Source organism: Bradyrhizobium sp. LB13.1, from assembly GCF_054056815.1.
In genome coordinates this window covers 333568-353687 of record NZ_JBSRYQ010000001.1, presented here as the reverse complement: position 1 = coordinate 353687, position 20120 = coordinate 333568, and the positions used below count along the sequence as shown (strand labels likewise).

17 protein-coding genes and 2 pseudogenes are annotated in these 20120 nt (G+C 64.3%); 8 read left to right on the top strand and 11 right to left on the bottom strand.

The window, feature by feature from the left end; all coding sequences use genetic code 11:
• Nucleotides 1-29: 29 nt before the first annotated feature.
• Nucleotides 30-620: a DUF4337 domain-containing protein gene (locus tag ACVWYI_RS01660; protein ID WP_247444070.1), complete on the bottom strand. Its 591-nt coding sequence runs from the start codon at nt 618-620 to the stop codon at nt 30-32.
• A gap of 120 nt (nt 621-740) precedes the next feature.
• On the opposite strand from ACVWYI_RS01660, the gene ACVWYI_RS01655 reads away from it, so the two are divergent.
• Nucleotides 741-1199 (top strand): hypothetical protein, encoded by a 459-nt coding sequence (locus ACVWYI_RS01655; RefSeq protein ID WP_456661040.1) that lies wholly within the window; start codon nt 741-743, stop codon nt 1197-1199.
• Between the two features lie 111 nt (nt 1200-1310).
• On the opposite strand, the gene ACVWYI_RS01650 is transcribed toward ACVWYI_RS01655, so the two are convergent.
• Nucleotides 1311-2276: a tyrosine recombinase XerC gene (locus ACVWYI_RS01650; protein WP_247344385.1), complete on the bottom strand. Its 966-nt coding sequence runs from the start codon at nt 2274-2276 to the stop codon at nt 1311-1313.
• Nucleotides 2277-2387: 111 nt separating this feature from the next.
• Here ACVWYI_RS01650 and ACVWYI_RS01645 point away from each other — a divergent pair, with 111 nt between their 5' ends.
• Nucleotides 2388-4598: a primosomal protein N' gene (locus tag ACVWYI_RS01645; protein ID WP_456661039.1), complete on the top strand. Its 2211-nt coding sequence runs from the start codon at nt 2388-2390 to the stop codon at nt 4596-4598.
• A 235-nt stretch (nt 4599-4833) separates the two neighbouring features.
• Here the strand turns inward: ACVWYI_RS01645 and ACVWYI_RS01640 are convergent, their stop codons facing one another.
• Nucleotides 4834-5343 carry a septal ring lytic transglycosylase RlpA family protein gene (locus tag ACVWYI_RS01640; protein ID WP_456661038.1) on the bottom strand — a complete coding sequence of 170 codons (510 nt, stop codon included), beginning with the start codon at nt 5341-5343 and terminating at the stop codon, nt 4834-4836.
• Between the two features lie 636 nt (nt 5344-5979).
• Between ACVWYI_RS01640 and ACVWYI_RS01635 the strand changes: the two genes are divergently transcribed.
• The 6 genes and pseudogenes from ACVWYI_RS01635 to ACVWYI_RS01610 all read left to right on the top strand — a co-directional run bounded on the left by ACVWYI_RS01635 (nt 5980) and on the right by ACVWYI_RS01610 (nt 12808).
• Nucleotides 5980-6540 (top strand): F0F1 ATP synthase subunit delta, encoded by a 561-nt coding sequence (locus tag ACVWYI_RS01635; protein WP_247339434.1) that lies wholly within the window; start codon nt 5980-5982, stop codon nt 6538-6540.
• Nucleotides 6540-8070: pseudogene (gene atpA / locus ACVWYI_RS01630) on the top strand (F0F1 ATP synthase subunit alpha). Before ACVWYI_RS01635 ends, atpA begins: the two are co-directional and overlap by 1 nt.
• Before the next feature lie 152 nt (nt 8071-8222).
• Nucleotides 8223-9098, top strand: a complete 876-nt coding sequence (locus ACVWYI_RS01625) for a F0F1 ATP synthase subunit gamma (protein ID WP_247339439.1) — start codon at nt 8223-8225, stop codon at nt 9096-9098.
• A gap of 54 nt (nt 9099-9152) precedes the next feature.
• Nucleotides 9153-10595, top strand: a complete 1443-nt coding sequence (gene atpD, locus ACVWYI_RS01620) for a F0F1 ATP synthase subunit beta (protein ID WP_247339443.1) — start codon at nt 9153-9155, stop codon at nt 10593-10595.
• Between the two features lie 86 nt (nt 10596-10681).
• Nucleotides 10682-11089: a F0F1 ATP synthase subunit epsilon gene (locus ACVWYI_RS01615; RefSeq protein ID WP_247339445.1), complete on the top strand. Its 408-nt coding sequence runs from the start codon at nt 10682-10684 to the stop codon at nt 11087-11089.
• Nucleotides 11090-11239: 150 nt separating this feature from the next.
• Nucleotides 11240-12808 (top strand): adenylate/guanylate cyclase domain-containing protein, encoded by a 1569-nt coding sequence (locus ACVWYI_RS01610; RefSeq protein WP_456661037.1) that lies wholly within the window; start codon nt 11240-11242, stop codon nt 12806-12808.
• Between the two features lie 268 nt (nt 12809-13076).
• On the opposite strand, the gene ACVWYI_RS01605 is transcribed toward ACVWYI_RS01610, so the two are convergent.
• From ACVWYI_RS01605 to ACVWYI_RS01570, 8 genes and pseudogenes are all read right to left on the bottom strand, one after another.
• The gene (locus ACVWYI_RS01605) at nt 13077-13577 is read right to left on the bottom strand and encodes an RNA pyrophosphohydrolase (RefSeq protein ID WP_247339446.1); all 501 of its coding nucleotides are present in this window, start codon (nt 13575-13577) and stop codon (nt 13077-13079) included.
• Between the two features lie 63 nt (nt 13578-13640).
• Nucleotides 13641-14144 carry an RNA pyrophosphohydrolase gene (locus ACVWYI_RS01600; RefSeq protein ID WP_247339447.1) on the bottom strand — a complete coding sequence of 168 codons (504 nt, stop codon included), beginning with the start codon at nt 14142-14144 and terminating at the stop codon, nt 13641-13643.
• A 76-nt stretch (nt 14145-14220) separates the two neighbouring features.
• Entirely contained in the window at nt 14221-15450 is a 1230-nt protein-coding gene (locus tag ACVWYI_RS01595) for a divergent polysaccharide deacetylase family protein (RefSeq protein ID WP_456661036.1), read from the bottom strand.
• Nucleotides 15451-15593: 143 nt separating this feature from the next.
• A complete protein-coding gene (locus ACVWYI_RS01590; protein ID WP_247339450.1) occupies nt 15594-16952 on the bottom strand; it encodes a S41 family peptidase in 1359 nt (452 codons plus the stop codon).
• Nucleotides 16949-18280, bottom strand: coding sequence for a murein hydrolase activator EnvC family protein (locus ACVWYI_RS01585; RefSeq protein ID WP_456661035.1), 1332 nt, complete (start codon nt 18278-18280; stop codon nt 16949-16951). Before ACVWYI_RS01585 ends, ACVWYI_RS01590 begins: the two co-directional genes overlap by 4 nt.
• A gap of 33 nt (nt 18281-18313) precedes the next feature.
• On the bottom strand, nt 18314-18796 hold the full coding sequence (rlmH, locus tag ACVWYI_RS01580; RefSeq protein WP_247444061.1) for a 23S rRNA (pseudouridine(1915)-N(3))-methyltransferase RlmH: 483 nt from the start codon (nt 18794-18796) through the stop codon (nt 18314-18316).
• Nucleotides 18797-18890: 94 nt separating this feature from the next.
• Nucleotides 18891-19249, bottom strand: a pseudogene (gene rsfS / locus ACVWYI_RS01575) (ribosome silencing factor).
• A gap of 224 nt (nt 19250-19473) precedes the next feature.
• Nucleotides 19474-20118, bottom strand: coding sequence for a nicotinate-nucleotide adenylyltransferase (locus tag ACVWYI_RS01570; protein ID WP_247444060.1), 645 nt, complete (start codon nt 20116-20118; stop codon nt 19474-19476).
• Nucleotides 20119-20120: the final 2 nt, after the last annotated feature.

Sequence of the window (20120 nt, the reverse complement as noted above, 5' to 3'; positions counted from 1 at the left end):
ATGACAGGGGTGTACGCCGCTTCAGCGCATCAATGCAAATGCAGCAGATGGGGCATCCACAGGCCGAGCGCCGTCATGAAGATGCCGGCCAGAGTCAAAACACCGGCGACATAGGCGAGCGCGATGATGCCGGTGATGATGGTGGCCGAGGCCAGCACGATGCCGATCTGGAAGGCGGCCGACGCCAGTTCGAAGTGATGGTATTTCGCGGTCGCCTCGTCGCGCTCGTGCTCGGCGTGCTTGGCCTTTTCGGCGAGCTGCTCGGTGCCTTCGCCGGTCTCCGGCTCGGAGCGATAGCGCGCCGCGGTCTTGGTCCAGTCGTCGATCTGCTTCTGCACCGTCGCCTTGATGGCGTCGTCGGTGGTGGCGCCGAGCGTGAGCTTGCCCTGCTCGGACGCGGTCAGCACCACGGTGCGGCGAACGCTCTTCGCCTGGAAGAACGCCCAGAGATTGGCGGCCTCGACGTTCTTGCTGATCGATTCGGTCTGGGCGCCCTTGCCGAGCGTCTCCGAGATCGCCAGGAACAGCGCCAGCACGGCGATCAGGAGGGCGATCTTCTTGTTCGAGCCGGACGCGTGCTCGGCATGCTCGGCATGCTCCATGCTTTCATGTGCGCTCATAAGTCCCTCCTGGCTCGGTTCCCCACGATTGACCGAACCGTTGTTCCGGCGCAAGCGCCAAGCGATCATTTGAGCGGATGCTTTAAGGGATTTTTTTGTCACGCGTCTTACGTTCAGCGCATGACTACAGCGGAATTCATCGCCTGGGCGCTTTGGCCGATCGTGGCCCTTTTCGTCGTCCTGCTGGCGGCGATCAGCCATCCCCGGCTGCGCCTCTACGTCATCGTGGCCGCGATCAGCGCGTTCTTCGTCTACTTCGTCCTCGGCCTTCTCTACTGGCGCAGCTCGATCGCGGGCGTCACGGATGCCTATCTGTTCGGCGTGATGTTCTCGCTGACTATGTTTGGATTGGCCCTGCGCAGGTTGATGAACGGCGGCCAGGGTTCGCCACGGCTTTCCAAGTGGAAGCTTGTGGTCGCCCTTGTGCTTGGTGCTGCCGGGACCTGGCTATTCGCCAGCACATTGTATTCGGACTATGCCGAGCCGCGCCTCGTGATTGAGGGGCGCGTGGAGAGCTTACGCGGGTCCGGCAAGCGAATCGCCGAACATCTTGCCGATATCGGGGGTCACACGGTGTGAAGGCGACGACGCCGGTCTATGACCGCCTCAAGTTCAAGCCCTATGTTCGCGCCGAGATCGGCCGCGGCTCGAACTACATCTTTGACATTGAGTATCTCGCCGACTGATGCCTCACCGCCGCGGATGCGCGCTGGCATAGACTTCCAGCAGCCGCTCGGAATCGATGCCGGTATAGATCTGCGTGGTCGAGAGCGAGGCATGGCCGAGCAATTCCTGAATTGCGCGCAGATCGCCGCCGCGTGACAACAGATGCGTCGCGAAGGAATGGCGGAGCGCGTGCGGCGTGGCGCTGTCGGGCAGGCCGAGCGCGCCGCGCAGCCGCTCCATCGCGAGCTGGATGATGCGCGGGCTCAAGGGCCCGCCGCGTGCGCCGACGAAGATCGGGCCTTCGGCCGGCAGCGGATACGGGCACATCGCGACGTACTCCTGCACGAGCGCGAGCACGTTCTGGAGCACCGGCACCATGCGGGTCTTGTTGCCCTTGCCGGTCACGATCAGCACGTCGCCCTCGCCGGGACGCGGCACCTCGCGGCGCGTCAGGCCAAGCGCTTCGGAGATACGCAGGCCTGATCCATACAGAAGCGCCATCACCGCGGCATCGCGCGCCAAAATCCAGGTCTCGCGATCCTCGCCGGCGCGTTCGTCGGCGTCCGCAAGACGTTTGGCGGACGCCATCGGCAACGGTTTTGGCAGGGTCTTGGCGACTTTCGGCGCGCGGATCGCCGAGAGTGCGCCGACCTTGCCCTTGCCTTCGCGTTCGAGAAAGCGGCCGAACGAGCGCAGGCCCGCGAGTGCGCGCATCAGCGAGCGGCCGGCAATATCGTCGGCGCGGCGCATCGCCATGAAGGCACGGATGTCGGTGGCCTCAAGGGCGGCGAAACGCTTGAGCGTGACGCGCTCGCCCCAATGGGCGCAGAGGAAATCCAGGCACTGCCGCAAGTCGCGGCTATAGGCTTCCAGCGTCTTCGGCGACAGCCGCCGCTCCGCGCCGAGATGCGACAGCCAGCGCGTCATCTCCTGCGCGATCGAGGGATCGGCGCTGGCGAGCTCGATTTGTGGGGCGGCCGCTTTGCTCATGCGCTCTGGACGTAATGATTCCACTCAGTATATCGCATCACACCCGTTTACTGTTCGCTAAGGCCTCCCCCAGGCGTTAGCTTCAAGGCCCCCAGGTTCCGATTCTCCCTCATGGATCATTCGTCGCGCAGCCAGACCGCCCCCGCCAACGCGACCCGCATGGTCGACGTGCTGGTGCCGGTCGCGCTCGACCAGACCTATTCCTACAAGGTGCCGCGCGGGATGGAGCTGAGGGCGGGCGATCTCGTCGGCGTGCCGCTCGGCCCGCGCGAGGTGATCGCGGTGGTCTGGGCCGAAAACGCCAATCCGGATCCGCGCCTGCACAACCGTCTCAAGGAGGTCAGCGAAAAGCTCGACATCCCGCCGTTGAAGCCCGAGCTGCGTTCCGTGGTCGATTGGGTCGCCAATTACACGCTGAGCCCGCGCGGCATGGTGCTGCGCATGTGCCTGCGAATGGGCGAGAACCTCGGCCCAGAGCGGGTGCGCGCCGGCGTGCGCCTGGTCGGTGATTCCCCGCGGCGGCTGACGCCGGCGCGGCAGCGCCTGATCGGGGTGCTGTCGGACCGGCTGCTGCACGGCAAATCGGAAGCCGCCAAGGAAGCCGGCGTTTCGGCCGGCGTGATCGACGGCCTCGTCGACGAAGGTACGCTGACGGTCGAGCCGATGCCGCCGCCTCCGCCGCCGCCGGCCCCCGATCCGGATTTCAGCCGGCCGGATTTCACACAGCTCCAGCGCATTGCTGTCGATACGATGCGCGCGCTCGCGGCAAACGGCACCTTCCACGTCGCGCTGCTCGACGGTGTCACCGGCTCGGGCAAGACCGAGGTTTACTTCGAAGCCGTGGCCGAGGCGATCCGCCGCGGAAGACAGTCGCTGATCCTGATGCCGGAGATCGCGCTGACCGGCCAGTTCCTCGACCGCTTCGCGCAGCGTTTTGGCGTGCGCCCCTTGGAATGGCATTCGGAGCTGACGCCGCGCACCCGCGCGCGCAATTGGGCGGCGATCTCCGAGGGCAGCGCGCCGGTCGTGGTCGGCGCGCGCTCGGCGCTGTTTCTGCCTTACGGCAATCTCGGCCTCATCGTCGTCGATGAAGAGCACGACCAGGCCTACAAGCAGGACGAGGGCGTGCATTATCACGCGCGCGACATGGCGGTGGTGCGCGCGCATATCGCAAAGGTCCCGATCGTGCTGGCCTCGGCGACGCCGTCGGTCGAATCCGAGGTCAATGCGCGCAAGAACCGCTATCAGCGCATCGCGCTGCCGTCGCGCTTCGGCGGTCAGCACATGCCGCATATCGAGGCCATCGACATGCGCCGCGGGCCGCCGGCGCGCGGCCGCTTCATCTCGCCGCGGCTCGCTTCCGAGATCAGAATCGCGATCGAAAAGCGCGAGCAGGCGCTGCTGTTCCTCAATCGCCGCGGCTATGCGCCGCTGACGCTGTGCCGCGCCTGCGGTCATCGCTTCGCCTGCACCATCTGCGATGCCTGGCTGGTCGATCACCGCTTTCGCCAGCGGCTCGTCTGTCACCATTGCGGCTTCTCGATGCCGCGTCCGCAAACCTGCCCGCATTGTTCGGCGGAGGAATCGCTGGTCGCGGTCGGGCCCGGCGTCGAGCGCTTGCAGGAAGAGGCGGCCGCGCTATTCCCCGAAGCGCGCACCATGGTGCTGTCGAGCGATCTCATCACCTCGATCGAGACGATGCGCTCCGAACTGAATGACATCGCGGAGGGCCGCGTCGACATTATCATCGGCACGCAGCTCGTCGCCAAGGGCCACAATTTCCCGCGGCTCAATCTCGTCGGCGTGGTCGATGCGGATCTCGGCCTGTCCAATGGCGATCCGCGTGCATCGGAACGCACCTGGCAATTGCTCAACCAGGTGATCGGCCGCGCCGGGCGCGAGCAGGGCCGCGGCGTCGGCTATCTCCAGACCCACCAGCCCGACCATCCCGTGATGAAGGCGTTGATCGCCTGCGACCGCGAAGCCTTCTACGACAGCGAGATCGACTTGCGCGAGCGCACGCTCTATCCGCCGTTCGGGCGGCTCGCGAGCCTGATCATTTCCGCCGGCGACCGACCGAGCGCCGAAGGATTTGGCCGCCGTCTCGTGGCGCTCGCGCCGCGCGACGAACGCGTGGTGGTGCTGGGCCCGGCGGAAGCCCCGCTCGCGGTCATCAAGGGCCGCTACCGCTTCCGCATCCTGGTGAAATCGGCGCGCGGCTTCGACCTGTCGGATTATTTGCGCAACTGGCTTGCCGTGTGCCCGAAGCCGAAAGGCAATCAAAAGCTCGAAGTCGACGTCGATCCGCAGAGCTTTTTATAGGGACTACAAAACTCTCTCCCCGTCATTGCGAGCGCAGCGAAGCAATCCAGAATCCCTCCACGGAGGCAGTCTGGATTGCTTCGTCGCTGCGCTCCTCGCGAATGACAAAAGGGATAAAACAAGCCCGCCGTCCCCCAAGACGGCGGGCTTGTTTCACCCGCGCTGATCCCGCTGCTCACACGTCCATGCGGACGATGACGGGAACTGCACTTGTGCGGTGAGGCGCTGTCGCGCCCTAGGAGACGACTTCCGCGGTGACGCGGCCGACGCCGGCACCGGTGAGGCCGATGGCCCGGGCAGCGCCCGTGGAGAGATCAAGGACACGGCCGCGAATGAACGGACCACGGTCGTTGATGGTGACGATGACGCTCGAGCCGCCGTGGGTGACGCGCAGCTTGGTGCCGAACGGCAGCGAACGGTGCGCCGCGGTCATGGCGTTCTGGTTGAAGCGCTGGCCCGAGGCGGTCTTGCTGCCGGACTCGTTGCCGTAGAACGAAGCCATGCCGGAGAAGCTGCGGCCCGTGCCCGACGACGGCGTCATCGACGCATTGGCGCTGCGCCAGTCGGAGGTCGTGCTGGCATCGTTTTCGGCGTGGTGGCGGTGATGATGGTGAGAATACCGATGGTGATGCCGGGATTTTGCGGAAGCTTCGGTGGCAGTTCCACCGACGAGGAGTGTTGTGGCAACGAAAGCGATCGCCGTACGCGGCCGGGTCACAGAGCCCAGCATCTTCAAAGACAGCATTTAATGGTCCTAAGCTAGTATTGCCACATATGAGGCAAGTGGAGCCCTCGTAAGTTTGTGAGCGGGATGGCGTTTCGATTCCTAATGAGGCGTGAATTGGGCAGTAAATCCGTTCTATGTCCTCATGAAACATCTTGTTACTGTCGACCGGTATTCAGCCGATGTCCCGTAACCTTTGATTTTAATGTTTTGTTAACCCGCCAATTACTTAGAAATACTGTAAACGGAAGTCATCGCTTTCAGTGTTTAGAATTGGGTAAGTATTCGGCGAGTGAAGCCGGCGGGGCAGGAATCACGCCTCAGCGATCCGTGTTCATGGCCGCTATGCGCTCAGGGCAGGAACAAATGGGCGGGCATCGGCGCCAAGCGCGCGACAATTCCGTCAGGTGGCAAGTCGTCGTTGCGTCGTCTTGGACTGCGACGGACTGGCGAAAGAACGTCGTGCCTTTAATTTGGCGTCATGTTGCACGTGCGCGCCTGCTATGTTAGCAAAGCCGCGATTTTAACGAGCCCGGCACGTACCGTGCGGGGTCGAAAATCGAAGTCCCGCTTGAATTCCAAGGGCTTGGATCGCTTGGCGCCGCTTTGTGGCGACGGTTTTTCCCTTGCGAGTTTGACAGCAAAAAGAGCGCGTCTGTGGCTGCAGAAGATACGTCCGTTTCCGGTGTGTCGGGTCGTTATGCAACGGCCTTGTTTGAACTGGCCCGCGACCAGAAAGTGGTCGACGAGGTCAAAGCCGATCTCGACAAATTCGAGGGCTTGCTGAACGAAAGCGCCGATCTGACGCGCCTCGTCCGCAGCCCGGTGTTTGCGGCCGAAACGCAGTCCAGGGCCCTCTCGGCCGTGCTGGACAAGGCCGGCATCGCCGGCATCTCCGCCAATTTCCTCAAGGTTCTGACCGCCAACCGCCGCCTGTTCGCGGTGGCTGACGTCATCCGCGCCTACCGCGCCCTCGTCGCCAGGTTCAAGGGCGAGGTGACGGCCGACGTCACCGTGGCGGAAGCGCTCTCGAACAAGAATCTCGACGCCCTCAAGGTTGCCCTGAAGTCGGTGACCGGCAAGGACGTCGCGCTCAACGTGAAAGTCGACCCCTCGATCATCGGTGGCCTCGTGGTCAAGCTTGGCAGCCGTATGATCGATAGTTCGCTTCGCACCAAACTCAATTCGATCAAGCACGCGATGAAAGAGGCAGGCTGATGGACATCCGCGCCGCGGAAATTTCCGCGATCCTCAAGGACCAGATCAAGAATTTCGGCCAGGAAGCTGAAGTCTCCGAAGTCGGACAGGTGCTGTCCGTCGGTGACGGTATCGCTCGCGTCTTCGGTCTGGACAACGTCCAGGCCGGTGAAATGGTCCGAGTTCGAGAACGGCACCCGCGGCATGGCGCTGAACCTCGAAACCGACAACGTCGGTATCGTTATTTTCGGCGCCGACCGTGAGATCAAGGAAGGCCAGACCGTCAAGCGCACCCGCGCCATCGTGGACGCGCCGGTCGGCAAGGGCCTGCTCGGCCGCGTCGTCGACGCGCTCGGCAACCCGATCGACGGCAAGGGCCCGATCCAGGCCGACAAGCGCATGCGCGTCGACGTCAAGGCGCCCGGCATCATTCCGCGCAAGTCGGTGAACGAGCCGATGGCGACCGGCCTCAAGGCGATCGACGCCCTGATCCCGATCGGCCGCGGCCAGCGCGAGCTGATCATCGGCGACCGTCAGACCGGCAAGACCGCGATCGCGCTCGACACCATCCTCAACCAGAAGCCGCTCAACGCGCAGCCGGACGAGAACATCAAGCTGTATTGCGTCTATGTCGCGATCGGCCAGAAGCGTTCGACCGTTGCCCAGTTCGTGAAGGTGCTGGAAGAGCAGGGCGCGCTCGAATACTCGATCATCGTCGCCGCCACCGCTTCCGATCCGGCCCCGATGCAGTACATCGCGCCGTTCACCGGCTGCACCATGGGCGAGTACTTCCGCGACAACGGCATGCACGCCGTCATCATCTATGACGATCTGTCCAAGCAGGCCGTCGCCTACCGCCAGATGTCGCTGCTGCTGCGCCGCCCGCCGGGCCGCGAAGCCTATCCGGGTGACGTGTTCTATCTGCACTCCCGCCTGCTCGAGCGCGCGGCGAAGCTGAACAAGGACCAGGGCTCCGGCTCGCTGACGGCGCTGCCGGTCATCGAAACCCAGGCCAACGACGTGTCGGCCTACATTCCGACCAACGTCATCTCGATCACCGACGGCCAGATCTTCCTGGAAACCGACCTGTTCTTCCAGGGCATCCGTCCTGCCGTGAACGTCGGTCTGTCGGTGTCGCGCGTCGGCTCCTCGGCGCAGACCAAGGCCACCAAGAAGGTCGCCGGCAAGATCAAGGGCGAGCTCGCGCAGTACCGCGAAATGGCGGCGTTCGCGCAGTTCGGCTCCGACCTCGACGCCTCGACCCAGCGCCTGCTCAACCGTGGTTCGCGCCTGACCGAGCTCCTGAAGCAGCCGCAGTTCGCGCCGCTGAAGATGGAAGAGCAGGTCTGCGTGATCTGGGCCGGCACCAACGGCTATCTCGATCCGCTCCCGGTCAACAAGGTGCGCGCGTTCGAGGACGGCCTGTTGTCGTTGCTGCGCGGCAAGAACGTCGAGATCCTCAATGCGATCCGCGACAGCCGCGACCTCTCCGACGACAGTGCTGCCAAGCTGAAGTCGGCGGTCGAAGGCTTCGCCAAGAGCTTTGCATAAGAGCCGTCGCATGGCCGGGCTTCTTGTCCCGGCCGTCCGTGCCTCATCGCATGGCGGCGAAGACGTGAATGCCCGGGACTAGCCCGGGCATGACGACAGGGACAGGCTAACGGTCTGATCGCAAGAGATCGAACCGTCGGGGTGAACGAAGAATGGCCTCACTTAAAGACATGCGAGTTCGCATCGCCTCGACCAAGGCGACGCAGAAGATCACCAAGGCCATGCAGATGGTCGCCGCGTCCAGATTGCGCCGCGCCCAGCAAGCGGCCGAGGCGGCGCGGCCCTATGCCGACAAGATGAGCGCGGTGATCTCCAACATCGCCAGCGCCGCTGCGGGTTCTCCCGGCGCGCCGGCGCTGCTGTCCGGCACCGGCAAGGACCAGATTCACCTGCTGCTGGTCTGCACCGGCGAGCGCGGCCTGTCCGGTGCTTTCAACTCCTCGATCGTGCGCCTCGCGCGCGAGCGCGCACAGGCGCTGATTGCGCAGGGCAAGGAAGTCAAATTCTTCTGCGTCGGGCGCAAGGGTTATGAGCAGCTCCGCCGCCTGTTCGACAAGCAGATCGTCGAGCACCTCGATCTGCGCAGCGTTCGCCAGCTCGGCTTCGTCAACGCCGAGGACATCGCGAAGAAGGTTCTGGCGCGTTTCGACGCCGGCGAGTTCGACGTCTGCACGCTGTTCTACTCGCAGTTCAAGTCGGTGATTGCGCAAATCCCGACCGCGCAGCAGATCATTCCGCTGACTGTGGAAGCAAAGGCGGCGAACGCGCCGTCGACGTCCTACGACTACGAGCCGGAGGAGGACGAACTTCTCTCCGGCCTGTTGCCGCGCAATATCGCCGTGCAGATCTTCCGCGCGCTCCTGGAAAACAACGCTTCGTTCTACGGCGCGCAGATGAGCTCGATGGACAATGCCACCCGCAATGCCGGCGAAATGATCCGCAAGCAAACCCAGATCTATAACCGAACCCGTCAAGCCCAGATCACCAAGGAGCTGATCGAGATCATCTCCGGCGCCGAGGCGGTCTGACGCACGAACCAAACGACGGTCGTTCAAGTAAAGAATTTCGAAGGAGAGCTAATCATGGCCACAGCAGCTAACCAGGTCGGTCGCGTCACCCAGGTCATGGGCGCCGTCGTCGACGTTCAGTTCGAGGGCCACCTGCCGGCCATTCTCAATTCGCTGGAAACCAGGAACGGCAGCATCCGCCTCGTGTTGGAAGTCGCGCAGCATCTCGGTGAGTCCACCGTGCGCACGATTGCCATGGACGTGACCGAAGGTTTGGTGCGCGGCCAGGAAGTGACCGACACCGGCCAGCCGATCGAGGTTCCGGTGGGCGCCGGCACGCTCGGCCGCATCATGAACGTCATCGGCGAGCCGATCGACGAAGCGGGCCCGATCCCGTCCGAAGGCAAGCGCGCCATCCACCAGGAAGCGCCGACCTACACCGACCAGGCCACCGAGGCCGAAATTCTCGTCACCGGCATCAAGGTCGTCGACTTGCTCGCGCCTTACGCCAAGGGTGGCAAGATCGGCCTGTTCGGCGGCGCGGGCGTCGGCAAGACCGTGCTCATTCAGGAGCTGATCAACAACGTCGCCAAGGCGCACGGCGGCAATTCGGTGTTCGCCGGCGTCGGCGAGCGTACCCGCGAAGGTAACGACCTCTATCACGAGTTCATCGAATCCAAGGTCAACGCCGACCCGCACAATCCCGACCCGAGCGTGAAGTCGAAATGCGCGCTGGTGTTCGGCCAGATGAACGAGCCGCCCGGTGCCCGCATGCGCGTCGCGCTGTCCGGCCTGACGGTCGCCGAGCACTTCCGCGACCAGGGCCAGGACGTGCTGTTCTTCATCGACAATATCTTCCGCTTCACTCAGGCGGGCTCGGAAGTGTCGGCGCTGCTCGGCCGTATTCCCAGCGCCGTGGGCTATCAGCCGACGTTGGCAACCGACATGGGCGCGCTGCAGGAGCGCATCACCACCACAAACAAGGGCTCGATCACCTCGGTGCAGGCGATCTACGTGCCGGCCGACGACTTGACCGACCCGGCGCCGGCGACGTCGTTCGCGCATTTGGACGCCACCACGGTGCTGAACCGTGCGATCTCGGAAAAGGGCATCTATCCGGCGGTCGATCCGCTCGACTCGACCTCGCGCATGCTGCAGGCGAATATTGTCGGCGAAGAGCACTATACGACCGCGCGCATGGTCCAGCAGGTGCTGCAGCGCTACAAGTCGCTCCAGGACATCATCGCCATCCTCGGCATGGACGAGCTTTCGGAAGAGGACAAGCTGACGGTGGCCCGCGCCCGCAAGATCGAGCGCTTCCTGTCGCAGCCGTTCCACGTCGCCGAAATTTTCACCGGCGCGCCCGGCAAGTTCGTCGACCTCGCGGACACCATCAAGGGCTTCCGCGGTCTCTGCGAAGGCAAGTATGACCACCTCCCGGAAGCCGCCTTCTACATGGTCGGCACCATCGAAGAGGCGCTCGAGAAGGGCAAGAAGCTGGCGGCCGAGGCGGCCTAAGCTGCGAACGGCGAGTAGGGAGTAGCGAATGGTCTCGCTGCTCCCGCTCCATTCGCTATTCGCTACTCACCATTCGCAGGTTTCTTATGGCCACCTTCCACTTCGATCTCGTCTCGCCGGAAAAGCTCGCATTCTCGGGCGAGGTCGATCAGGTCGACATCCCCGGCGTCGAAGGTGATTTCGGCGTGCTGGCTGGACATGCGCCGGTCGTGGCTGCGATCCGGCCCGGCATTCTCACCATCACCACCGGCGGCAAGCACGAGAAGATCATCGTGCTCGGCGGTCTCGCCGAAGTCTCCGAAAAGGGCCTCACCGTGCTCGCCGACGTCGCGACGTCGCTGGCCGAGCTCGACCGTGCTCAGTTCGCCGCGACCGTCTCGGAGATGGAAGAAGGGTTGAAGGAGCACGAAGGCAGCGAGCTCGATCAGGCCATCGCGCGGCTCGACCACTTCAAGAGCATCCAGCAGCAGCTCAACAGCACGGCTATGCACTAAGCCCCGGCGCATCGCACCGGGGCTCAAGCTACAAATTCCTGAATAAGTTCAGCGCTCGTCACGGAAGTGGCGGGCGCTGAAACTTTGTTGCACCGCGCCGCCGATAGCGGCATTCTCCGCTGGCGAATTTTGTTTCGGGGCGGGCAGCAGATGAAACGCAAGATCGCAGCGATTTTCGCGGCCGATATTGCCGGTTACTCAAGGCTGGTCGCGGAAGACGAGGAGGAGACGCTGCGGCGTATGGCCTCCTATCGTGAGGTCGTCGACGATTTCATCGCGAAGGCCGGCGGTCGCATCTTCAACACGGCAGGCGACGCCGTGCTCGCGGAATTTCCAAGCGCAGTTGATGCGGTGCGCTGCGCGATCGACATCCAGGAATCGCTGCGAACCCGCAACATGGCCTATCCGCCGAGCCGGCAGATGTCGTTCCGCATCGGCATCACCATCGGCGACGTGGTCGAGCGCGACGGCGATCTGCTCGGTGACGGCGTCAATATCGCCGCCCGGCTTGAAGGCCTCGCCGAGGTCGGTGGCATCTGCGTCTCCCGCGCCGTACACGAGCAGGTCGCCAACAAGCTGTCAGTGCAGTTCGCCGATATCGGCGCTCAGGAGGTCAAGAACATCCCGACGCCGGTGCACGCCTACATGGTGGCGATGCGGCGCGTGGACGGCAGTTACGCAACGCCGCAGATCAAGAAGGTGGCGAAAGTAGCGCCCGCGCTGAACTGGATGTGGCCGCTGGTGGTCGGTGTCGTCTCCGTCGTCGCGATCGCTGTCGGCGGCTTCCTCTATTTCACCAAGCTCGAGACCAACAAGGCGCCGGCGATCGCAGCGATCGCGCCAGGCCCAGCATCAAGCCCGATGCCCATGCCGGCACCATCCGCCTCGCCGATGGTCGGCAAGTTTCCTGCCGACAGCGTGCCCTTCATCGGCGAGCGCATCCGCGGCTACCTCGGTGGCGAATATTCCGTCGCCGGCGACTACAAGGCCTTTGCGCTGAACGTCGGCGGTATCACCGGCTCCGCGCTCAATCAGCCAAACGAGGAAGCCGCGCGCAACGCTGCGCTCGATCAGTGTCAGAAGCGGGCGGATGCCGCGCAGTCGCCGCGGCCCTGCGAGCTCTATGCGGTCGGCAACAATGTCGTCTACACGCACGGCAAGCCGCCGATGCCGCCGCAGCCCTTTATCCGGCACGATCCAATGACCGAGCGCGCCTTCGTCCCAAAGGACTTTCCGATGGTGCGCGATCCCGCAAAAGTCCGGCTCGAGAACATGTTCGTCCCCGCGGCAAAATCCCGCTCGGTCGCGCTCGGCCCGGGCGGTCAATATTTCATGGTGATGGGCGCATCATCCGCCGACGACGCTGCGCGGCGCTCCCTGGAATCGTGCGGCGCGATCGCCGGCGTCGCCTGCATGGTCGTTGCGGTCGACGAGAATTTCGTCGTGCCGATCCCGACCCTGCTGAGGATCACCGGCTTCTTCCATGCGGCGTCCAATGCCTCGATCGCCACAGATGCGCGCGACGAGGTCGTGCGCAAGCTCGCCGATGGCATGGGCTGGAACGCAGTCGCGGTCGGCACCGCGGGCCGGCCGGGCGTCGGCCTGAAGGCCGCGGACGAGCAGACCGCCGTCAATTCCGCGCTCGCCGACTGCGCCAGGCGCGACAGCGATTGCCACGTCATCGCGATCGGCCCGTTTACGGTGGGACCGGTGAATTAGGCGTGTGCTGATTAGGCCCGATCGTTAACGCTTGCGAGATGCGCTCCCTCCCCCCTTGTGGGGCTCGCTTGCGGGGGAGGGCTGGGGAGAGGGTGCATCTGCAAAGACACAGTCCCTAAACGGAGAAAGCCCTCACCCGGCACTTCGCGCCGACCTCTCCCGCAAGCGGGAGAGGCTGAGCGAACCCGTGGCTGGTGGTGCGGTCACCCATGCCCGTCCTAAACGCTGGAATGCGCTCTGCAACGACACCGGCTTGTTCTCGCGTTTTTTAGTTTGCGAAGGGCGCAAACTGTTGGGCCACCGCGCGGTAGACCTCGCGGCGGAACGGGACCACGACATCGGGGACACGGTCGAGCCGCTCCCAGCGCCAGGCGTCGAACTCCGCGGGCTGGTCGTTGCGCGGTGTCAACGGATCGATCTCGTCATCCTTGCCGGTGAAGCGCAGGGCGAACCATTTTTGGCGCTGCCCGCGGAATTTCGCCAGCCGATGCGTCTGCGGTCCATCGTAAGGCGGGAATTCGTAAGTCAGCCAGTCGGTCTCGCCGAGATAGGTTGCGCTCTTGACGCTGGTCTCTTCCCAGAGCTCGCGCAGGGCCGCATCGCGCAGGTCCTCGCCTTCGTCGACGCCGCCTTGCGGCATCTGCCAATCGAGGCCCGGCAGGACGATCTCGGGTCCGTCGCCCTTGAAGCGATGCCCGATCAGCACCCGGCCGTCGGCATTGAACAGCGCGATACCCACGTTCGGGCGATAAGGCTTTTGATCGGTCACGTGCGGATCTCTCGTCGTCATTCCAGGCGATGCATTAGCATCAACCTGGAATGGCGACTTGAACTAATCCTCCGCCAGCGCGGAAAATTCCTTCACTACGCGCTCATAGACCGGGCGCTTGAATGGGACGATCAGCCCGGTCAGGTTCTTCATCGGCTCCCAGCGCCAGTTCACGAACTCGGCCTTGTGACCGCCGCCGGGCTTTTCGACGTTGATCTCGCTGTCCTTGCCGGTGAAGCGGACCGCGAACCATTTCTGGCGCTGGCCGCGATAGCGACCCTTCCAGGCGCGGCCCGCAACAGTGCGCGGAATGTCGTAAGTGAGCCAGTCCGGAACCTCGCCGAGCCGCTCGACCGAGCGCACGCTGGTCTCCTCGTAGAGCTCGCGCCTGGCGGCGTCCCAATTGTCCTCGCCGGGATCGACGCCACCCTGCGGCATCTGCCAGACATGGGTGTCGTCGACATGCTCGATGCCGCCGGCGCGGCGGCCGATGAACACCAGGCCTTGCTTGTTGATCAGCATCACGCCGACGCAGGTCCGGTAGGGCAGATCCTCGTAACGCGCCATTCCGCCAGGCCTCTCGCATGCTGTCGGTAAGGCTTGATCCGGCCCCGCAGGACCCGCGCCGTACCAATCCGTTGATTTAGCTGGATTTTGATTTCAGCATCGCGGTTGTCAATGGCACCAAAAGGATACCTCGGTCGCTCAATGTCTTGGTCCAGGCGCCGATGCGCTCGATCGAGACCGGGAGGGCGGAGGCGGTGCCCACGGCCGCGCCGCGCTCGCGCGCCGCCGCTTCGAGCTTGTTCAGGGCGCGGTCGATCTCGGCCGGGGTCGGCACCACGTCGATCGCGATGTCGCCCCTGCCGAACGGCATCGCCTGGCTTGCCGCGGCCTGGGGCGCGATGCTGCGGGGCGAGGAGCCGTCGTCGAAGAAGCCGAGGCCACGTTTGGCCGCCTCGCGGATGATCGGCTGCATCGCCGGCTCCGTGGCGATGAAGCGGGCGCCCATGAAATTGGTGAGGCCGGCATAGCCCTGCATCCGGCTCAGATGCCAGTACAGGCGGTCCATGTTCTGGTCGGCACTCAGCGAGGTCAGCAGCGTCTGCGGTCCCGGATCGTTGTCGGGGAAGTCGTAGGGCTCCATCGGGATCTGGAGGAAGATCTCGTGGCGCTGGGCGCGGGCTCGCTCGGCGAGTTTTCCTGGATCGGAACCATAAGGCGTGAAGGCCAGCGTCACCGCCGCCGGCAGCCTCATGATGGCGTCGGTGGTCTTGGCTGCGCCGACGCCGAGGCCGCCAATCAGGATCGCAACCACGGGCATCTTGGCGGCCTTGGCGCGGTCGGCATCCGCCGCATAGACGTTGAACGGTTTCAGATCCCCGGCAACCACGGGGATCATGCCGTAGCGCGATTTCTCAAGGAGTTTTGGGTCGATCCCGGTCATGACGGGCGGCGGTGCGGAAGCCGCTCCGCCCTTGTCGGCGGGATCGCTGCCGCCGATCACCACGTCCTGGCGCGTGCCGGTGGAACCGTCGATCATGGTGACGGTCTTCTGCTCGCCCGCCTGCTTCGGCGCTTCCCTGGTCTCGTGCTTGCTTTCCTGTTTGCTTTCCTGGCCGTGGCCGGAAGCGGCCGGCTTCTCGTCGCTGGCCTTGTCCGTGGCTTGGGGCTCGCGGATCGCGAGCCGCGTCATCGGCTCGCCACCGAGCGGATCCTTGTTGAAGATCGCGAAGCCGGCAAAAGCGACCAGGAACAGGCCGAGCAGGATCGCAAGCGCCTGCATGGCCGTGAACGGCAGCCGCCGCCGGTGTTTGCGGCGCGGCTTATCCTGTCCGAGCGGGGCGCTCAGATCATCGGCCGTTTCAGTCATGCGCGATCCCGAATCACTCACCCATGACGATACCACGGCGGGGTCAAGCGGCGGCAGGCCGGGATAGGCCGGGGGTGTCTGGCGTTCCAAGCAAAAGGGCGGCTCCGTGAGCCGCCCTTTCCGTCAGATCGCGATGCGCCGACCTAGTTTGCCGCTTTGGGCTTGTCGGTCGTGGTCTTGTTGTCGCCGCCCGGCGTGGGCGCCGCGGAGGCGCTGTTCTTGATGCCATGGAGCAAATCGTCGGCGAGCTTGAGCGCCTTGTCGTCCTTGGCGTCCGGCGGCACGTAGGACTGCGACCCGGTCTTCTCGTCGCCGTCGTTCTTGAGATGGCCGCGCAGCGAAGCCTCGCCCTTGGTGTCGGTGCGCGACTTCAGCTCGTCCGGCACGTCCTGCAGCACTTCGATGTCGGGCACGATGCCCTTGGCCTGGATCGACTTGCCCGACGGCGTGTAGTAGCGCGCCGTGGTCAGACGCAGCGCGCCGTTGCCCGAGCCGAGCGGAATGATGGTCTGCACCGAGCCCTTGCCGAACGAACGCGTGCCGACGATAGTCGCGCGCTTGTGGTCCTGCAGCGCGCCGGCGACGATCTCCGACGCCGAGGCCGAGCCGCCATTGACCAGCACGATGACCGGCTTGCCCTTGGTGAGGTCGCCCGCATGCGCGGTACGGCGCTGGGTCTCATCGGCGTTGCGGCCGCGGGTTGAGACGATTTCGCCCTTCTCCAGGAAGGAGTCGGAGACGGTGACCGCTTCCTCGAGCAGGCCGCCCGGGTTGTTGCGGAGGTCGATGACGTAGCCCTTCAGCTTGTCGCCGATCTGATTCGAGAGGTTGGCGACCTCGCGCTTCAGGCCTTCGGTGGTCTGCTCGTTGAAGGTGGTGATGCGGATATAGGCGATGTCGTCGGCCTCGATGCGGGCGCGCACCGAGCGGACGCGGATGTTGTCGCGCACCAGCGTGACGTCGATCGGATTGTCCTGGCCCTTGCGGATGATCTTGAGCTTGATCTTGGTGTTGACCGGGCCGCGCATTTTCTCGACCGCCTGGTTCAGGGTCAGGCCCTGCACCGCTTCGTCGTCGAGACTGGTGATGATGTCGTTGGCCATGACGCCGGCGCGCGAGGCAGGCGTGTCGTCGATCGGCGAGACGACCTTGATCAGGCCGTCTTCCATCGTGACTTCGATGCCGAGGCCGCCGAACTCACCGCGGGTCTGCACCTGCATGTCGCGGAAGCTCTTGGCGTCCATGTAGCTCGAATGCGGATCGAGCCCGGTGAGCATGCCGCTGATGGCTGATTCGATCAGCTTGGTGTCGTCGGGCTTCTCGACATAGTCCGAGCGAACGCGCTCGAAGACGTCGCCGAAAAGGTTGAGCTGGCGATAGGTGTCCGCGGTGGCAGCCCGTGCGCTGGAGCCCATGAAGACCGCGCGCGGCTGGGTCACGAACAGCGTCAGCGCCGCACCGGTGGCCGCGCTGAGGAGGATAACTGAAGTCTTGCGCATCATCCGCGAACCTTCTCGCCTTCATTTGCGGCCCACCATGGGCCTGGATCGATTGGAGTGCCGTCTTTGCGGAACTCGACATACAGCACAGGTTGACTCGCGTTCGTGGCGAGAATGGAGGCGACTTGAGAGGTCGACCCCATGGACGCGACAGGCTCCCCCGTGAGGACAAACTGTCCGATGTTTACCGAAATGCGCTCCATCCCGGCGATCAGGACATGATACCCGCCCCCGGCATTGAGGATCAAGAGTTGTCCATAGCTGCGGAACGGGCCGGCATAGACCACCCAGCCGTCACACGGCGTCGTGACCTGGGAGCCGGGCTTACTTGCCAGCGAAATGCCCTTTTGGACCCCGCCGAGCCCGTCGGAACCGCCAAAATCCCTGATCTTGTTACCGTTAACCGGAAGAGGCAGGAGGCCCTTGGCGGCGGCGAAGGCCATCGCGGGAGTGGTCCGGGACCGGTCCTTGAAAGCGCCGGGGCCGGGTTTGGCGTTGGCGGCGGCCTTTGCCTCGGCCTGCTTTGCGGCCTCAGCTGCCTTCTCGGCTGCCTTGGCGGCGCTTTGCAGCTCCTGCTCCATCTTGGCGATCAGCCCCTGGAGATCGCCGACCTGCCTTGAGAGCGTGATGGCGCGCGAGTTCTCGGCGTCCAGGTCCTTTTCACGCGACGCCTGCTGGCGCTGCCGCTCGTCAACCAAGGCGGTGAGCCGGGTCTGGTCGTTGCGGACCTTGTCGCGGTCGGAGGCGAGCTGGTCGCGCTCGGTCGCGATGGTCTTGCGCAAGGACACGAGCTCGCCGAGCTCGCCGGCGATCTTCTCGGCGCGACCGCGCAATTCCGGCACGACGGCGCCGAGCAGCATCGCCGTGCGCAGCGATTGCAGCGCGTCCTCGGGCCGCACCAGCAGCGCCGGCGGCGACCGCCTTCCGGCGCGCTGCAAGGCCGCCAGCACCTCGACGATGTCGGCGCGGCGCGAATCGAGCGAGCTGCGCATCGCCTGCTCGCGGCCATTCAGCGAACGCAGCCGCGCTTCGGCTTCGTCGATCTTGGTCTCGACGGTGCGCACATTGGCGGCGGTGTCGATCAATTGCTGATTGAGCTGGGTGCGGTCCTGGCCGAGCGAGGTGATCTCGGTCTTGAGCTTGGCCTGCGCTTCCTCCGCGCTCTTCTTGCTTGCGCGGGCGGCGTCGAGCTCCTGCTCGCGCTGCTTGATCGCATCGGGCGAGATGGCCGCAGCCTGCGGCGCAATTGTTTGACCTTGCGTCTGAGCTTGCGCGAGGCTTGCGCCGGTCACGCCGGCGATCAGCAGCAGGTTGAGAATCGGCGCTCGCATCGCTTTAGGCAAAGGTGCTCGTTGTAGCGCGCATCATGCGCGGTGATAGGGGTGGCCGGCCAGAATGGTGGCGGCCCGATAAAGCTGTTCCAGAAGCATGACGCGGACCATTTGATGCGGCCAGGTCGCAGAGCCGAACGCGATCGCGAGCTTAGCCTTACGGCGCAATTCGGGCGAAAGTCCGTCCGCCCCTCCGATCATGAAGATAGTATGACCGGCCCCCTCGTCGCGCCAGCGGCCGAGATGCCGTGCGAATACGGTGGAATCCAGATTCTGGCCGCGCTCGTCCAGCGCCACCAGGATCGATTTCTCGGGAATATGCGCGGAGATCGCCGCGGCCTCTTCGGCCATCCGCGTCGCCGTGTCGCGCGCGCGGCTTTCGGGCAATTCGTGGATGGCGAGCTCGCGGAATCCGAGCTTTCGGCCGACCTCGTCGAATCGTTCGAAATAGCGGTCGGCAAGCTCCCGTTCGGGACCCTGCTTCAGCCGGCCCACCGCAATGACAGCAACACGCATGATAGCTTCAAGGTCGCATTTTCAAGACCGCACGCAAATTGCGCGCGCACGACGCTAGCATGCGCGTCAGCCGATTCGAAATCGGCCAGAGCCTCTAGATCGCCTTCGCCGCCCCTGGGCCCTGTGTGTACAATCTCTCGAGATTGTAGAACTCGCGGACCTCGGGTCTGAACACGTGAACGATCACATCGCCGGAATCGATCAGCACCCAGTCGCAATTGGGCAAGCCCTCGACGTGGATGTTCTTGATGCCGTTTTCCTTGAGGCCTTTGGCGACGTTCTCCGCGATCGCGCCGACGTGCCGGTTGGCCCGGCCGGTGGTGACGATCATGTAGTCGGAGTAGGCCGATTTGCCGCGAAGGTCGATGGTGACCGTCTCTTCCGCCTTCATGTCGTCGAGGAGCGGGAGAGGATCAGGCTCAGCGTCTTGTCGGCGTCGGGTTGCGCCTTCAAGGCTGCAGCTTTGGTCGATGTTTTACGCGCCGGCTTGGCAACCTTGGGTAAAACAGACTTCGTCGAAGCTGACTTGGACAATACAGATGTGGCCAGGGACCATTCCTTTCACTGTATCGCGAACGCCGAATCCGACGCTCACTGGTTACACTACATCATGTGGGGTTAAGGGTTTCAATATGCCAGAGAGCCCGAAGTTGACAACAACCTCCGCAGAGTCTGACTCACTTCGTACCTTTCCAGCTTCCGTCCGGGTTCCGTAAGCCGGTCGAGGAGAGATTCAGCTTCATTCCGGTCAGGAAGACCCACGCCGGCGCAGCCCGGTCCGCAAGCAATGCTGCCTCATTCTCGGGCACGCGGTAGCGCTTGAGCGCCTGGGCGGCGGGAGAGGCGAGCGCGCGAAAACTCTGCGGTGGGCGATCGATGACCGCAATCGGCACCTGGCCGGCGATGCGCTGCCAGTGCTGCCAACGATGGAATTGAGCGAGGTTGTCGGCGCCCATGATCCAGACAAAGCGCAAGCCGGAGAGGCGGCGGCGCAAGGTGTTGATGGTGTCGATAGTATAGCGCGTGCGAATGACGGATTCGAGACAGCTCACCTCGATCCTGGGGTCGTCGGCAATTTCGCGCGCCGCCTGCATGCGCCGGCCGAGCTCATGCAGCGTGCCGTTCTCCTTCAAGGGATTGCCCGGCGTCACCAACCACCACACGCGATCGAGCTGAAGGCGTTTCAGCGCGAACTGGCTGATCGCGCGATGGGCCTGGTGCGGCGGATTGAACGAGCCGCCGAGCAGCCCGATGCGCATGCCCGAAGTGTGGGTTGGTATGGCCTGCGCGAAGGAACGTGGCGCGACGAAATTGTTGCTCAATG

Coding starts and splice junctions, on each gene's coding strand:
- ACVWYI_RS01625 (WP_247339439.1), top strand. CDS start 8,223: ATGGCCTCACTTAAAGACATGCGAGTTCGCATCGCCTCGACCAAGGCG.
- ACVWYI_RS01650 (WP_247344385.1), bottom strand. CDS start 2,276: ATGAGCAAAGCGGCCGCCCCACAAATCGAGCTCGCCAGCGCCGATCCC.
- ACVWYI_RS01660 (WP_247444070.1), bottom strand. CDS start 620: ATGAGCGCACATGAAAGCATGGAGCATGCCGAGCATGCCGAGCACGCG.
- ACVWYI_RS01585 (WP_456661035.1), bottom strand. CDS start 18,280: ATGCGAGCGCCGATTCTCAACCTGCTGCTGATCGCCGGCGTGACCGGC.
- atpD (WP_247339443.1), top strand. CDS start 9,153: ATGGCCACAGCAGCTAACCAGGTCGGTCGCGTCACCCAGGTCATGGGC.
- ACVWYI_RS01655 (WP_456661040.1), top strand. CDS start 741: ATGACTACAGCGGAATTCATCGCCTGGGCGCTTTGGCCGATCGTGGCC.
- ACVWYI_RS01600 (WP_247339447.1), bottom strand. CDS start 14,144: ATGGCGCGTTACGAGGATCTGCCCTACCGGACCTGCGTCGGCGTGATG.
- ACVWYI_RS01615 (WP_247339445.1), top strand. CDS start 10,682: ATGGCCACCTTCCACTTCGATCTCGTCTCGCCGGAAAAGCTCGCATTC.
- ACVWYI_RS01595 (WP_456661036.1), bottom strand. CDS start 15,450: ATGACTGAAACGGCCGATGATCTGAGCGCCCCGCTCGGACAGGATAAG.
- ACVWYI_RS01645 (WP_456661039.1), top strand. CDS start 2,388: ATGGATCATTCGTCGCGCAGCCAGACCGCCCCCGCCAACGCGACCCGC.
- rlmH (WP_247444061.1), bottom strand. CDS start 18,796: ATGCGTGTTGCTGTCATTGCGGTGGGCCGGCTGAAGCAGGGTCCCGAA.
- ACVWYI_RS01590 (WP_247339450.1), bottom strand. CDS start 16,952: ATGATGCGCAAGACTTCAGTTATCCTCCTCAGCGCGGCCACCGGTGCG.
- ACVWYI_RS01610 (WP_456661037.1), top strand. CDS start 11,240: ATGAAACGCAAGATCGCAGCGATTTTCGCGGCCGATATTGCCGGTTAC.
- ACVWYI_RS01640 (WP_456661038.1), bottom strand. CDS start 5,343: ATGCTGTCTTTGAAGATGCTGGGCTCTGTGACCCGGCCGCGTACGGCG.